Origin of the sequence: Citricoccus sp. GCM10030269, assembly GCF_042665635.1 — a bacterium.
GTDB lineage: Bacteria > Actinomycetota > Actinomycetes > Actinomycetales > Micrococcaceae > Citricoccus.
Genome location: NZ_JBHTCV010000005.1, coordinates 113,840 through 128,083 on the forward strand (window position 1 = coordinate 113,840; position 14,244 = coordinate 128,083).

Genomic DNA, 14,244 nt, shown 5'->3' on the forward strand with positions numbered 1-14,244 from the left:
TCCGGGAAGCCCGTCGGGCCGAGAAGCCGGGGCGGCGGGAATCCTCACCAGTGAAGCTCCAGCATGGCGGTGTTGAGTCCGGAGCCGACGCCCATGCACAGCACGCGGTCGCCGGCCGACAGCTTGTCCACCTCCCGGGCCAAGGTGATCGGCAGCGAGGCGGGGCCCACATTGCCCAGTTCGGGGAAGGTCACGGGCACCTTGTCCGAGTCCAGACCGGCGGCCTCGGTGATCGAATCGGTGTGCAGTTGGGACACCTGGTGCGTGATGTAGCGATCCATCGCCGACCAGCCCCACTCCGCCGGAACCTCGTTCCATGCGTCCATGACCAGCTCCAGTCCGTCCTTGAGCAAGGCGGTGGAATCGGTGAACATGCCCTTGTGGTCGCCCACGCACAGGTCGTGATGGTCCGTTCCGGCCCGCGTGATGCCGCGAACGATGCGGTGACCGTCCGGGTGCTGGTCGGCCCGGCCGATCACGGCCGCGGAGGCGCCGGAGCCCAGGGTCAGCGAGGCGAACTGTTCCATGAAGTTGTTGCGGTCCACGCTCCCGTCCTTAAGATTCTCCAGAGTGGCCTGCTGGACCTTGACGGAGTCTTCGCTGGCGACCACCACGGCATAGTCGACCTGTCCGGCGTCGATCATCGAGGCCGCCAGCGTGATGCCGTTGACGAAGCCGAGACACGCGTTCGTGATGTCGAAGTTGGTGGCAGAGGTCGGCAGTCCCATCTCGTGGTGGACTCGCACCGCGACGGAGGGTTCAAGGCTTTCGCGGGTGACCGAGGTGTTCACCATGAGCCCGATCTGCTCGGGCTTCACACCGGCCTGCTCGAGGGCGCGTCGGCCGGCCTCGGCGGCACCCTCCTGGAAATGTCCGGGGTGTTCCCAGTTTCGTCGGGCGTTGACTCCAGCGACGCGCGGGAGCAGTCCGCGCGGGAGCCGAAGGCGCTTGAGCACGTCTGCCAGGTCGTCGTCGATCTGATCACTGGTCACGGTGACCGGGGCCAGTACTTCCGTCACCGAGAGGAGGGAAGCATTGGAGTGACGGAAGGTCGCGTTGCCTTGCACTATGGGGCCTGGTCCGTTCGTGGGGGGTCATGGTTCGGTCGTGGTCGTCCGTGGCTAGCGCGAACGTCCACCGACGCCCCAGCTTAGCGAAACCGACGGCGTTCTGTGGCGCGGCCGGCACACGCGTCAGGACAGCAGCAGCACCGTCAGCGGGAGGACGGCCAGACACAACGAACCGGCCACGATCATCAACCTCGCCGGCAGGGGCAAGGGGTCGACCGGCGAGAGCAACCGGTACAGGCGCAGCGTCACCGGTACGGGGGCGTCACGCGGGCCGACGTGCTGGTTCTGAGCATCACCGGGCACGGTGGCCTCCCCGGTCAGAGCGATCGCGCGGACGAGGTCCTCGCGGTCATGAGCGGCCAGGGCCGCGTCGTCGGCCAGCATCTCGGTCAGACCGGCCACCGCGCCTTGGGCGGTCGCCGTGGTGGGCAGCCAGGCGACAGCTCTCTGCCAGGCTTCGAACACCAGCCGCAGGACGTCGTGCCGCTGACGCAGGTGAGCCCGTTCGTGGGCCACGACGGCGGCCACCTGCCGTTCAGAGAGTTGGTCCAGCAGTCCCCGGGAGAGCACGGTGAGCGAACCGGTCAGACCCGGCAGGCAATAGGCGAGAGGAACGTCGTGGGGCAACACCCGGGTGGGACTTCCCGCCGAGCTGTCGGCGAGCAGTTCGACCAGTTGGCGATGACGACGGCGCTGTGCCACCGTCCGGACGGCGGTGACGGCCAGGGTCAGGACCAAGTGGCCGAACAAGAGGACGGCGACCGTGACGGCGGCGATGCGGGCGGGGATCCAGGGATCGTGGTTCAGGCGAGAGATCCAGGATCCGTCTCCGAGGGCGGCCAGAAAGGCCGGCGCGGCGTCAGCCACGCTGTCGCCGAACGGGGAGAGACCCCACATCAGGGGCGTGCCCACCAGACACAGGCCGCCGGCGAGGGCCACAGCCTGCCAGAGCACCATGGCCGTGGCGGGCGCCCGCCGCACCCAGCGGGCCCGGCCGAGCAGCACGGGCACAGGCCAGGCCAGAGCCACGGCCAGCACGGCCAGGAGCAGAACGGTCACTCAGGTGAGTTTAGGGGTCCGACGGTGACGCCGGGACGCCGTCACGAGTCAGCCGTCACGAGTCGAGGAGCCGGCGAACGGCTGCCGCTTCCTCTGCCTCGATGCCGCCGATGAATCGGGTGAGCACTGCCTGCCGGTCCGGAACCGAGCCCAACACGTCGTTCAACAGTCCGACGGTGTGCTCCTCACGAGTGGAGGTCGCGGCGTAGCGGTGCGGCCGCCGTCCACCGTCGCGGCGGACCATGCCCTTCTTCTCGAGTCGCGCCAGCACGGTCAGCACCGTGGTGACGGCGAGATTGCCGGGCAGAGCGTCCCGAACGTCATTGGCCGTATGGGCCCCGGGGAGATCCCACAGCAGATCCATCACGGACCGTTCCAGATCTCCGAGTGCCATGGACGTCTTCCTCTCCTGGCGATCGTTGCCGATGCCCCGTGCGCCGCCGTTGTCGTTGGATGTGATTCTACAAGAGGTAGAACAAGGATGGAGCGACGGTGATCAGTCTCCGGTGATGACGGCGTCGTCTCCGCTGGCATAGGGATCCGAGTTCGTGGGCGGTTCAGCCAGTCCCCGGGCGCTCGGTGCCGTGCTGGGGCGGTGGTCCTCCGTCTCCCGTGGCGATCCGCCGGCGCCGAGGGCCTCGATGACCTGGTCCATCGCCACGCCGGACCCGTCTCGAGCGCCGAACTCGGCCGGCAAGGACCGCGCGACTCCGTTCGCCGACGCGGCCAGCACCGGTTGCGCGCCGGCCCACGCCAACGCCAACGCCGTCTCGCCCCGTAGCAGGCGGTGGGCTCGGACGCCGCCCGTGGCCCGCCCCTTGGCGGGAAACTCATCCAGCGGGGTCTTCTTCACCGAGCCCGGCGCGGTCCCCGGCAAGGTCTCCTCCCCGGTCGTCACGGTCACGACGACGGCCCGATGGTCTCCCGGCGCGTCCTCCCCGAGCGTGCCGGCCGGCACCGCGGAGAAGGAGAGCACGACGTCGTCACCGGCCAGTTTGATGCCGGTCATCCCACTCGCGCTACGGCCTTGCGGACGCACGAGCGAGGCCGCATAGCGCAGCAGCTGACCCTGGCGTGTGACGAAGACCAGTTGGTCGTCGTCGGTCGTCGCCGGACCCGCGCCGACGACCGCGTCGTCACCCTTGAGAGTGATTGCCTCGAACTCGTCCCGATTCAACGGCCACTCCGGATTCACGCGTTTGACCACTCCCCGCCGGGTGCCCACGGCCAACACCTCGGTCAGCGGCACGAGCGCCACCAGGGATTCGCCGCGCTGAAGCGTCAGGAAGTCCTTGATCTTCACTCCGGCCGTGAGATTCGGGGTGGCGGAGACCTCGGGCAGCACGGGGATGTCCACCACCTGCACCCGCTGGACTCGACCGGAGGAGGTGAGCGCGCCGATCTCCCCGCGGGCCGTCGTCGGGACGACCGAGCGGTAGGCGTCATGGCGCTGGCGCCGGCCCCCGACGGATAGGGCCGTGGCGTCCTGCGTGCGCGCCAGGTGCCCTGACGTGGAGAGGACCACGAAGCACGGGGTGTCCGCCACCATCAGCGCGTCCGGGCTCCCGGAGGCCGGTAGGGCGACCTGAGCGCCGCCCGCCGCGGTGCCGACGGTCTTCGTCCCGCCAGCGGTGGTGCCTGCGGTAGCACTGTGGGGCGAGAGGTTCTCGGACTCGAGCAGGACGGTACGCCGGTCATCACCGTATTCTTCGGCCACCTCGGCGAGCTCGTCGGAGACCAGATCCCGGAGTCGCTGTTCGGAGGCGAGAATGGCCTCGAGTTCGGCGACGGCCTTCTCCAGCTCGTCGCGTTCGGTCTCGAGTTCCACGCGTGAGTATTTGGTCAACTGGCGCAGACGCAACTCGAGAATGTGGTTGGCCTGGATCTCCGTCAGGTCGAAGACGCCCATCAGTCGCGTCCGCGCGGCGGCGGTGTCGTCCGAACTGCGGATGATCTGGATGACCTCGTCGATGTCCACCAGGGCCAGCAACAGACCCTCCACCAGGTGGAGGCGGTCCTTCTTCCGCCCGAGCCGGTAGGCAGTGCGCCGCCGGACCACCTCGAGGCGATGATCGGCGTAGACCTGGAGCAGTTCCTTCAGCCCCAGGGTGCGCGGCTGTCCGTCCACCAGCGCCACATTGTTGATGCCGAAGGACTCCTCCATCGGCGTCACCTTGTACAACTGCGCCAGCACGCCCTGCGGGTTGAAACCGCTCTTGAGCTCGATGACCAGTTGCAGCCCGTGCTTGCGGTCGGTCAGATCCAGGACGTCGGAGATGCCGGCGAGCTTCTTGGCATTGACGGCGTCCTTGATCTTCTCGATCACCTTCTCCGGCCCGACGCCGTACGGCAGCTCCGTGACCACCAGTCCGGTTTTGCGCGCGGAGACCTGCTCCACGGCCACCGTGGCACGGACCTTGAACGAGCCGCGCCCGGTCGCATAGGCGTCCCGGACGCCGTCCAGTCCGACGATCCGTCCCCCCGAGGGCAGGTCCGGACCCGGGACATGCTCCATCAGTTCAGCCAGGGTGGCCTCAGGATGGGTGATCAGATGCCGAGCGGCGGCGATCACCTCTCGAAGGTTGTGCGGGGCCATGTTCGTGGCCATGCCCACCGCGATGCCGGACGCGCCGTTGACGAGCAGGTTGGGGAACGCCGCCGGCAACACGGCGGGTTGCATGAACTGGTTGTCGTAGTTCGGGACGAAGTCGACGACGTCTTCATCCAGCGAGGTGGTCAGCGCCAGGGCGGCCGGCGCTAGCCGTGCCTCGGTGTAACGGGGAGCGGCGGGGCCGTCGTCGAGGGAACCGAAGTTCCCATGTCCGTCCACGAGCGGCAGACGCAGCGAGAACGACTGAGCCAGCCGGACCATGGCGTCATAGATGGCGGTATCGCCGTGCGGGTGGAGTTTGCCCATGACCTCGCCGACCACGCGGGCCGACTTGACGTGCCCGCGGTCGGGACGCAGACCCATCTGACTCATCATGTACAGGATGCGCCGTTGCACGGGCTTCATCCCGTCGCGAGCGTCCGGCAGAGCGCGGGAGTAGATCACCGAGTAGGCGTATTCGAGGAAGGACGTCTCCATCTCGGCGGAGACGTTGACGTCCACGATGTTCTCCTGCTCCAGCGGAATGGTCTCGGCCGGAGCAAAGGATCCGGTGGCTCGGGAGCGGGAGTTCTTCTTGGGGGTACGGGCCATGGGGGAGTCAGAAGTCCTTGTGGATACAGGTGGAGATCAGCGTGCGGATACGGAATTGTCTAGTGTGATCCTATGGGCGAGAAGCCAGGAACTCCTGAATATCCGGCGCATTGGGAAGCCGATGTCGTGCTGAGGGATGGCACCACAGCCTTTCTGCGCCCGGTTCGGCCCGACGACGCCGCGGGTCTGGCACGCATGCACGAGCGGCAATCGCAGAAGTCGATCTACCTCCGATTCTTCAGCTTCAAGTCCACGCTCTCGCGCAAAGAGCTGGAACGGTTCACCCACGTGGACTATCGAGACCGGGTGGCGTTCGTGGTCCTGCGCAACGAGGAGATTCTCGGCGTCGGGCGCTATGACCGATTGGACGACCCGCTGGAAGCCGAGGTGGCGTTCAACATCTCGGACGCCTCCCAAGGGACGGGCATCGGTTCGATCCTCATGGAACATCTGGCCGTGGCGGCCCGCGAGAACGGCATTCGCCGATTCACCGCCGAGGTGCTGCCGGAGAATCGCAAGATGCTCTCGGTCTTCCAGGACTCGGGTTTCGAAGTGTCCCGGCACTTCGATGACGGGGTCGTGGCCGTGGACTTCTCCATCGATCCGACCGCCAGGGTCCGCGCCGTGATGGAGGCCCGAGAGCATCGCGCCGAGGCCACGTCGGTCGCCGAGCTGCTGGCCCCGGACTCCGTGGCCGTCATCGGCGCCAGCCGCCGCCGCGGCTCGGTGGGCTACGCCCTGTTGGAGAACATCATCGAGGGCGGCTTCACGGGACCGGTCTACGGGGTCAACCGGGACGCGATGGAAATCGCCGGGATGATCTCCCGGCCCACCCTGGCCGAGGTTCCGGGGCCCGTGGACTTGGCGGTGATCGCCGTTCCCGTCTCCGAGGTTCCCGGTGTCATGGAGGACTGCGCCGATCATGGCGTCAAGGGTCTGCTGGTGATCACCACCGGTTACGCCGACGCCGGTCAAGACGGTCTGGCCCGTCAACGCACCCTGGTGCGTCAGGCCAGGGCGAAGGGAATGCGGGTCATCGGTCCTGCCTCGGCCGGTCTGATGAACACTGCGCCGGGCGTCTTGCTGAATGCCTCGGTGTCTCCATTTCTGCCCGTCAGGGGACGGGTGGGGCTGTTCTCGCAATCCGCTGCCATCGGAGCGACGCTGTTCGCGGCCGCTCATCGCCGTGGCATCGGGCTGTCCTCGGTGATCTCCGCCGGTAACCGGGCTGATGTCTCCGGCAACGACGCCATGCAGTACTTCGAAGACGATCCCGCGACCGGTGCTGTCGGCGTCTACCTCGAGTCCTTCGGCAATCCACGGAAGTTCTCCCGGATCGTCCGGCGCCTTTCGCGATCCAAACCAGTGGTCGTGGCGCGCTCCGACGTCATGGGGCGCCGCCTGCCCCCGGGCCACGAGACCCGGACCACCCAGGCCCCGGCCGGTGCGGTGGACTCCATGCTGGAGCAGACCGGCGTCATCCAGGTCGACAATCACGACGATCTGATGGATCTGATGCAGGCGGTGGCCTGCCAACCGTTGCCGGCCGGCAGCCGCGTGGGTGTCGTGGGCAATTCCCTGGCCCTGAACCGGATCGTCTCCGACGCCGTCGAGCGGCATGGGTTGACGGTGTCCAGCACCGTGGACGTTCCCCGCCCCGATGAGACCGTGATCCCCGAAGAGGCCGTGGGCGTGTTGGCCGGCTCGGTCGGGGAGGCGGTGGCCGAGGCGGCGTCCTCCGGGGAGTTGGACGCCCTCATCGTGGTGACCCAGCCCGGGCTGTCTCAAGAGCCCGGCGACACCGATCGCCTGGCCGCCGCGGTGGAGGAGGCCGCCCGGGGCTCGTCCACCATGGTCCTGGCCTCCTTCACCGGTGTCCTGGATCCCCAGTATCAGTCGGCCACGCTGCGCAGCTCCTCCCCGTCCCAGGGCGACGGCGAACTGCAGCGAGGTCTGCCGGTGTTCTCCTCACCGGAACAGGCGGCGGGCGTGCTGGCCCGGCTGGTGAACTACCAGCAGTGGCGAGCGGCCGAGGCGGGGGTCCCCGTGGAACCCGAGGGCATCGACCGGAACCGAGCCGAGGCGCTGGTGGAGGAATGGGCGCCACGGGCCTCCGGCACGGACCTGGTGCGTCTGAGCGCCGCCGAGACGGGCGAGTTGCTGGAGTGCTACGGCATTTCGGTGCTGCCCTCGGAACGCTTCACCACGGAAGACGAAGCCGTGCGTGCCGCTGACCGTCTCGGCTGGCCCGTGGCGCTGAAGGCCGTGGACTCGTACCTACGCCACCGGCTGGATCTGGGCGGAGTACGGCTGAATATCGTGGACGCGGAGTCGTTGCGGCGCAACATCGCCCAGATGCGTCAGGTGCTCGAGGCCTTCGGCAGCCCGGCCCTCGAGGTGCAGTCGATGGCGCCCTCCGGACAGGCCTGCACCATCACCGCCCTGGAGGACCCCCTGCTGGGACCGGTCCTCTCCTTCGGGATCGCCGGGGACGCCGTCGATCTGCTCGACGACTGGGTACACCGCGTACCACCGCTGACGACCCATGACCTCGACCGAATGATCCGGGCCCCGAGGGCAGCCGCCAAGCTCTTCGGCTATGGAGGATTGCCCAGCGTGGACGTCACCGCCCTGCGGGACCTGCTGGCCCGGACCGCCGCTCTCAAAGACGATCACCCTCATGTGGCCAGTGTGCGGTTCACTCCTGTGCTTGCCTCGGAGGCGGCGGTGACGGTGCTGTCGGCCGAGGTCGACGTGGCCAACGCCGCCCAGCGAACTGACTCGGCCCGGCGGGCCATGCGTGGCTAGCGTGGTCAGCCCGTCCAGCCCGGCCGATAGCATGGAGGCATGACTCCACTGCGCAGGAACTCAGGTCCGGGCCAGCATCCTTCCGGACATCACTCCTCCGGGGGCGCCAACCCCGGTGCGGAGCCCGGACACGACGCTGCCGGACGCCGAGGCGCTCCCTCGGGACGCGACCGGGGGCCGTCGTCCCCGAGCCTGGGTGCGGACATCGAGCGGGCCGGGTTCTACCCGGAACTGGTCGCGGACGTTCTGGATTCCGTGGTGGATGGTCGCGACGTCACCAGCCACTTGGTCCACGTGGACACCCACTTCGACTTTGACGAGATCCACCGCCACATCACGGTTCTGGCGCTGGCCGGAGACATCATGGCGGCATTGCATCTGGACGACCACGCCCTGGACGAGGCCGGCGAACAAGTCATGGCCCAGGTGTCCACGGAAGTCGTTCCGGTGCGGCGCATCGGCTCGGTGGTGGCCACCACGATGCACCCCCAGCCTCAGACGTTCCGCCGGGGAGACCCCATCGCCGAGGTGACCTTGATGATCACCTGGGCCGGCGGACAGCGCATCGACCTGGCACCGGCCGCCTGCGGCGATCCGAACTGCGAGGCAGACCACGGCTATACCGGCACGTCCACTCGTGAGGATCTGGTGCTGCGCGTCGCGGCCGAGGCCGAGGGCCAGCACGCCGTGGACCAGGCGCTGGCCTTCTATCACGATCTGCGCCGGGCCACCGCGGACGTCCCCGAGGACCGGTCCGGGCAGTGACCTCCGCGGTACCCGTCCCGGCCGGTCCCGATTACGCCGGCCGGTCGCTCTCCGGCGTCTTCACGTCCGCCGCAGCCGCCCTGGGGTCGGCTGATTTCACCAATTCCTTGACCCTTCCGCGGACCCGCCGGGTCGCCGTCGTGATGGTGGACGGTCTGGGGCAGGCCCTGCTCAAGCGCTACGCGGGTCACGCGCCCTTCCTGCGCTCGGTGTTGGACCGGGACGCGTCGACGCTGCGGGCGACCTACCCGACGACCACTGCAGCGTCACTGTCAAGCCTCGGTACCGGGCTGGGGCCGGGTCGTCATGGACTGGTCGGTTATGACGTGCTGGACCCACAGAGAAACGTCATCATCAATCAGCTGGGCGGCTGGGATCTGGCGACGACGCCGGAAGACTGGCAACCGCATCCCACCGTCTTCGAGCGCCTGGCGCACGAGTCCGGTGGAGCTTCCGTCAGTGCCCACGCGGCGGGGATCAGCACCGTGACGGTGTCGTTGCCGACCTTCGAGCACTCGGCCCTGACCCGGGCGTCCCTGCGGGGATCACGATTCCTCGGCGCCACCACCCTGCACGCGCGTTTTCAGCGGGCCAAGGAGGAACTGCAGCAGGCCACCGGCCCGGTTCTGCTGTACCTCTACCTCAACGAACTGGACAAGGCCGGGCACCAGGAGGGCGTCGGATCCGACAAGTGGCTCTATGCCCTCGAGGAGATCGACGGGGCCGCGCGTCGGCTGAGCACCTCTGTCCCGAAAGACACCCTCGTGATGCTGACCGGGGACCACGGGATGGTGAATGTGCCCGAATCCGGCCGGATCGATTTCTCCGGCAATCCGGATCTGTTGGACGGGGTGGCGCACACTGCGGGGGAGCCCCGGATGGTGCAGCTGCACTTCGCCCCCGATGCTTCGGAACCGGTGCGGGAGAAGACGACGTCTGCGTGGCGCTCCGCCTTCGGGCAGCACGCCTGGATTCTGAGTCGCGAACAAGCCGTGGCCGCGGGCTGGTTCGGCGAGGTTGAACCGAGAGTGAGTCCGCGCATCGGGGACCTGCTGGTGGCCGCTCACGAACCGCTGGCACTCTATGACGGTCGTCGTGCGCCGGCGTCGGCGTTCGAGATGGTCGGCCACCATGGGTCACCGACGCGGGCCGAGCGGGAAGTTCCCCTCTTGGTTCTGCACCGCCCGAGCTGAACGAGCTGTCGTCCGCGTTGTCCTGGATGTCCTGGACGTCCTGGCGTCGCTAGTCGTTCTTGCGCCCGAAGACGATCTCGTCCCAACTGGGTACGGAGGGGCGCTTCGGCTTGGCTGCGGACGAGCGCGGGGGAGTCTTGCGCCCCGGAGTGCCCGCCCGGCCTTTGTCTCCGGTCGACTTCCCGGAGGACGGGGAACGATCGCTGGAGTCTCCGCGACCTCCCGACTCGCCGGCCTCGGCATCGGTGTTGGACTCTTCGGCGCCGTCGACGCCGAAATCCAACGTCGTCTGGTCCGGATGAACCACGGTCCTCGCGTCGCCACGACGGTCGGCATCGGCATCGTCATCGGCATCAACACCGTCACCGTCAGGTTCGGCACCGCTGTCATCACCGCCGTGATCAGCACGGTCTTCGGCACTGTCTTCGCCACGGTCTTCGGAACGGTCTTCGGTACCGTCATCAACCCCGTCGGCTCCCGGGTCCGAAGCCACGGTGAGATGGGGGCGATTCGCGGTCGGCGTCGCCTGCTCGTCCCGGGTCAGCATGAGCGCGAGCTCGTCATCGCCCTCTTCGTCCACACCCAGTCGCTGGCCGCGCCGGGCATGCAGGACGTCCAGCAACTCGTCCTGCGCATCCTGTTCGGCCGCGGGGCGCGGGCTGCGGGGAGTGCTGGCCGCGTTCGGATCCTCGTCCTCGGCCTCTTCAACGTTGAAGGGACGGTCACCGACGGCGGACAGCCGTCGGCCGCCGAAGGGCCCGTCCAGGGGGTCCAATTCGGAGAGGACCTGCGCCCAGCGGTTCTGATTGGTCAGATGACGGCTGCTCTGCCGGTACGTCCACAGCGCCGGCGGCTGATCGCCGATGGTGGAACCGGTACTGTCACTGCCTTCGGTGGAGAAATCCAGGCTCACGGTCCACGATCCGTCGTCGGTGCGCCAGGCATCCCAGCGGGCCGAGCCGGGATCCATGCCCAACACCGTCAGCCGGTGCCGGACCATATCGCCGAGGACGGCGGGTTCCTCGCCAAAAGTGCTGCGGTACAGGTCATGACCGGGGGACGGTGCAGCCACCTCCACCTGACGCGCCTGCCGCGCAATCCAATCGCGCTCGGCCAGGACCGGTCCCTCATACTTGCGCACGCGGTCCAAGTCCACGCCCGACTCGGCGGCGACCTCCTCGGCGGTGGCACCGGCCCGAATGCGGGCCTGGATGTCCCGGGGCGTCACGACGCCCTCGGCGGCGTCGGCGGCGCGAGCGGACGGCCGGCCGATGGGACGGGTGGCGGCGGCCCGCAGGGCTTCCGTTACCGGCAGTGAGAACTCTTCACCGGCCTCGTTGCTCAGCAGCAGGTGTCCACCGTCCTCTCGGACACCAACGAGACGGAGTTCCTGCATGTCTGTCCTCCACGGTTGTCGATTCCCCCTCGACTTTGCCACGATTATCGCGGGTGTGCAGCATATCCGCGCGGTGTGGCGTGATGTCTCTCCGGGGCAGCGGTAAGCCCGCCTGGTGTCCGCTCACAGCGATTTGGATTTTTGTCATCCATGGGGAACAATCTCCACGACGCCAGACCGTATGCGGGCCCGTGGAGGGCCTCTCCAGACGGTCTCACGCGGCCAGATCCGGCCAGGTTCTGGCGACTTTTTTCGGACATCCCACCCACGGTCGGCCAGCCGCCGGCCACACCAGCGGAGCGTGAACACACCCCTTATGGCTACCGATTACGACGCGCCACGCAAGAACGAAGATGAGCTCAGCGAGAGCTCCATCGAAGAGCTGAAGAACCGCCGCACGGACACGCAGTCCGCCGTGGTGGATGAAGACGAGGCCGAGGCCGCGGAAGGCTTCGAACTCCCCGGTGCCGATCTCTCCGGCGAAGAACTCATGGTCCGGGTGCTGCCGGCCCAGGCCGACGAGTTCACCTGTGCGTCCTGCTTCCTGGTCCGCCACCGGTCCCAGGTCGCCAAGGAGAAGAACGGCATGTTGTACTGCACCGACTGCGAAGGCTGATCGCCTTCGGAGTCAATCGACCCGAACAGCCCCCAGAACCGAGATAACGACGGCCGGCCAGGACATCCTGGCCGGCCTTTGTGGTCTCTGGTGGACCGGCGTCGGCCTAGGCGCGATCCGTCTCGGCGGCGCCGCGCTCACTGGTGTTGGTATCACTGGGCTCGGGTCGGCCGGCCATGGACCCGCCCAAGGCCTCGACCAGCCGCTCCGGGTGACGCGTGCTGGTCAGCCAATACGGGGTTCGGTCGCGGCGATCCTCAATCTGGATCCGGACGACCGGGTCGATCCACCCTCGGATGCACATGAAGGCCAGACCGTGCAGTGCCGGACCCCGCTGTTCCGTGGCATCATCTCCGCGGAAGCCGGTCACCGTGCCCACGTACGACCGTTCGATCCCGGCGCGTCCGACCTGCAGAGTTCGCTCGGTGACCACGATCTTCGGAGTGGAGACCGTCAGCAGGATCGCGATGATGATGAACACCACGGCGGCGGCTATCAACCCGATCTCGATACCGATCGGCACGAAGACGAGTACTGACAAGACCGCGATCATCACGGCGACCAGCCAAATCCACCAGGCCGGCCGCAGTTTCTCTTCATAGAGCACATCCATGTTCTCCAGAATCCCACGTTTCGCGCCGGCGGACGTATCCGGACCGGTTCAAGACCAGCTCGTCCGGTACAGTGGCGGCGTGAATCAGCCAGCAGAGCCGCTCCCTTCAGTCGAACGACCCGCGGTGCCCTTGACCATGCTGGACGACGGGATTGAGCCGCCCAGCTATGCGCTGTCCGGGGATGCGGGGGCGGATCTGCGCACGACGCAGGATGTGGTGCTCGAGCCGGGTGAGCGCGCCTTGGTGCCCACCGGCGTGGCGATGGCGTTGCCGGAAGGCTTCGTGGGATTGGTCCACCCCCGGTCTGGGCTGGCCGTTCGCCACGGGCTGAGCCTGGTCAATGCTCCCGGCACCATCGACGCCGGATATCGGGGCGAGATCAAGGTCCCGCTGCTCAACACGGACCGCACCACCCCCATTCATCTCAAACGGGGAGACCGAGTGGCACAACTGGTCATCCAGCGCGTGGCCCAGGCCGAGTTCCTGCCGGTGGACGAGTTGCCGACGTCGGGCCGGGGAGACGCCGGCTTCGGCTCGACCGGGGGTTTCGGAACGGGCGCGCCCTCCACGGGTGCCTGACGGTTCTGTGGGCTCGACTGGCTGACCTAAGCTAGACCGGGTGCCCGTCCGGTCACCGGAGACGGTGGATCGAGCAACCGGCCGGACGAGCCCAGGACGAGAAAACTTCTACGCGTGACAGGGATTGGCAGGCACGGACATGCTCTTCGGCCGTAACCGGAACGTCAAGACCGAATCGGTCGTCCTTCCGGAGGAAATCCAGGACCCTCAGGACCGGGAACGGTCCGGGGAGCCTTCGGGTACCGCCGAATCGACCGCGTCGGCACGAGAGGCCACCGGGCCGTTCGACATCACCGAACGCCCCGAGGTCGAGGGCTACCTGAACCTGGGGTCGCTGCGGGTGCCGCTGGTCAAGGACATGAAGGTCCGGCTCGACGTGGAGGACTCCACCAAGAGAATCATCGGAGCGACTCTTCAACTGGGATCCTCATCGCTGCAAGCCCAGGCCTTCGCCGCTCCTCGTTCCGGGGGAATCTGGGACGAGATCAGGGCTGAGATCCTCGAGTCGGTCGCCGCAACGGAGGGCGCACAGGTGGGGGAGCAGGAAGGGGACTTCGGCACGGAGGTCCTGGCCCGGATTCCGGCCAAGATGCCCGACGGCTCGCCGGGTTGGCGAGTCGCACGATTCATCGGCGTGGACGGCCCACGGTGGTTTCTGCGCGGCGTCATCGGCGGCGAGGCGGCTTTCAAGGCCGAATCTGCCGGCCCGGTCAATGAGCTCTTCTCCCGCATGGTGGTCAACCGCGGAGACGATCCCCACCCGCCCCGTGAACTGCTGCCGCTGACCCCGCCGGAGAACATGCGCCCGGTCCGTCGAGAAGACGGAACGCCCGCCGAGTCCGGTCAGACGGCGGCAGAAGAGTCGGCAACAGCCGATGCGGACGCTGATCCACGGCAGCGCCCGCCGGAGCGGGGCCCGGAAGCCACGGAAGTGCGCTGACC

At 67.8% G+C, this 14,244-nt stretch carries 12 protein-coding genes; 6 read left to right on the plus strand and 6 right to left on the minus strand.

What is annotated here, in order from left to right; translation table 11 throughout:
- Positions 1 to 44 precede the first annotated feature (44 nt).
- The 4 genes from ACFQQD_RS07685 to ACFQQD_RS07700 all read right to left on the minus strand — a co-directional run bounded on the left by ACFQQD_RS07685 (position 45) and on the right by ACFQQD_RS07700 (position 5,331).
- Positions 45 to 1,067, minus strand: coding sequence for a 3-oxoacyl-ACP synthase III (locus tag ACFQQD_RS07685; protein WP_378087981.1), 1,023 nt, complete (start codon positions 1,065 to 1,067; stop codon positions 45 to 47).
- Between the two features lie 126 nt (positions 1,068 to 1,193).
- Positions 1,194 to 2,129 carry a M56 family metallopeptidase gene (locus ACFQQD_RS07690; protein ID WP_378087983.1) on the minus strand — a complete coding sequence of 312 codons (936 nt, stop codon included), beginning with the start codon at positions 2,127 to 2,129 and terminating at the stop codon, positions 1,194 to 1,196.
- 55 nt (positions 2,130 to 2,184) lie between these two features.
- A complete protein-coding gene (locus tag ACFQQD_RS07695) occupies positions 2,185 to 2,523 on the minus strand; it encodes a BlaI/MecI/CopY family transcriptional regulator (RefSeq protein WP_378087985.1) in 339 nt (112 codons plus the stop codon).
- A gap of 102 nt (positions 2,524 to 2,625) precedes the next feature.
- On the minus strand, positions 2,626 to 5,331 hold the full coding sequence (locus ACFQQD_RS07700; RefSeq protein WP_378087987.1) for a DNA topoisomerase (ATP-hydrolyzing) subunit A: 2,706 nt from the start codon (positions 5,329 to 5,331) through the stop codon (positions 2,626 to 2,628).
- 72 nt (positions 5,332 to 5,403) lie between these two features.
- Between ACFQQD_RS07700 and ACFQQD_RS07705 the strand changes: the two genes are divergently transcribed.
- From ACFQQD_RS07705 to ACFQQD_RS07715, 3 genes are read left to right on the plus strand one after another with little or no spacing between them, the layout of a single operon-like run.
- Positions 5,404 to 8,139 (plus strand): GNAT family N-acetyltransferase, encoded by a 2,736-nt coding sequence (locus tag ACFQQD_RS07705; protein ID WP_378087989.1) that lies wholly within the window; start codon positions 5,404 to 5,406, stop codon positions 8,137 to 8,139.
- A gap of 39 nt (positions 8,140 to 8,178) precedes the next feature.
- On the plus strand, positions 8,179 to 8,904 hold the full coding sequence (locus ACFQQD_RS07710) for a DUF5998 family protein (RefSeq protein WP_378087992.1): 726 nt from the start codon (positions 8,179 to 8,181) through the stop codon (positions 8,902 to 8,904).
- Positions 8,901 to 10,097: an alkaline phosphatase family protein gene (locus tag ACFQQD_RS07715; RefSeq protein WP_378087994.1), complete on the plus strand. Its 1,197-nt coding sequence runs from the start codon at positions 8,901 to 8,903 to the stop codon at positions 10,095 to 10,097. Before ACFQQD_RS07710 ends, ACFQQD_RS07715 begins: the two co-directional genes overlap by 4 nt.
- Positions 10,098 to 10,146: 49 nt before the next feature.
- Here the strand turns inward: ACFQQD_RS07715 and sepH are convergent, their stop codons facing one another.
- Positions 10,147 to 11,493, minus strand: a complete 1,347-nt coding sequence (sepH, locus tag ACFQQD_RS07720; protein WP_378087996.1) for a septation protein SepH — start codon at positions 11,491 to 11,493, stop codon at positions 10,147 to 10,149.
- Between the two features lie 316 nt (positions 11,494 to 11,809).
- Here sepH and ACFQQD_RS07725 point away from each other — a divergent pair, with 316 nt between their 5' ends.
- The gene (locus ACFQQD_RS07725; RefSeq protein WP_010143324.1) at positions 11,810 to 12,109 is read left to right on the plus strand and encodes a DUF4193 domain-containing protein; all 300 of its coding nucleotides are present in this window, start codon (positions 11,810 to 11,812) and stop codon (positions 12,107 to 12,109) included.
- Between the two features lie 106 nt (positions 12,110 to 12,215).
- Here ACFQQD_RS07725 and ACFQQD_RS07730 read toward each other — a convergent pair whose 3' ends face one another.
- A complete protein-coding gene (locus ACFQQD_RS07730) occupies positions 12,216 to 12,722 on the minus strand; it encodes a DUF3093 domain-containing protein (RefSeq protein ID WP_378087998.1) in 507 nt (168 codons plus the stop codon).
- 136 nt (positions 12,723 to 12,858) lie between these two features.
- Here ACFQQD_RS07730 and dut point away from each other — a divergent pair, with 136 nt between their 5' ends.
- Together dut and ACFQQD_RS07740 are read left to right on the plus strand one after the other, a co-directional pair.
- Positions 12,859 to 13,302, plus strand: a complete 444-nt coding sequence (gene dut / locus ACFQQD_RS07735; protein WP_378090028.1) for a dUTP diphosphatase — start codon at positions 12,859 to 12,861, stop codon at positions 13,300 to 13,302.
- A 139-nt stretch (positions 13,303 to 13,441) separates the two neighbouring features.
- Complete coding sequence (locus tag ACFQQD_RS07740; protein WP_378088000.1) at positions 13,442 to 14,242, plus strand: DUF3710 domain-containing protein; 801 nt, start codon at positions 13,442 to 13,444, stop codon at positions 14,240 to 14,242.
- Positions 14,243 to 14,244: the final 2 nt, after the last annotated feature.

Coding starts and splice junctions, on each gene's coding strand:
- ACFQQD_RS07695 (WP_378087985.1), bottom strand. CDS start 2,523: ATGGCACTCGGAGATCTGGAACGGTCCGTGATGGATCTGCTGTGGGAT.
- ACFQQD_RS07700 (WP_378087987.1), bottom strand. CDS start 5,331: ATGGCCCGTACCCCCAAGAAGAACTCCCGCTCCCGAGCCACCGGATCC.
- ACFQQD_RS07705 (WP_378087989.1), top strand. CDS start 5,404: ATGGGCGAGAAGCCAGGAACTCCTGAATATCCGGCGCATTGGGAAGCC.
- ACFQQD_RS07710 (WP_378087992.1), top strand. CDS start 8,179: ATGACTCCACTGCGCAGGAACTCAGGTCCGGGCCAGCATCCTTCCGGA.
- sepH (WP_378087996.1), bottom strand. CDS start 11,493: ATGCAGGAACTCCGTCTCGTTGGTGTCCGAGAGGACGGTGGACACCTG.
- ACFQQD_RS07725 (WP_010143324.1), top strand. CDS start 11,810: ATGGCTACCGATTACGACGCGCCACGCAAGAACGAAGATGAGCTCAGC.
- ACFQQD_RS07730 (WP_378087998.1), bottom strand. CDS start 12,722: ATGGATGTGCTCTATGAAGAGAAACTGCGGCCGGCCTGGTGGATTTGG.
- dut (WP_378090028.1), top strand. CDS start 12,859: ATGCTGGACGACGGGATTGAGCCGCCCAGCTATGCGCTGTCCGGGGAT.
- ACFQQD_RS07740 (WP_378088000.1), top strand. CDS start 13,442: ATGCTCTTCGGCCGTAACCGGAACGTCAAGACCGAATCGGTCGTCCTT.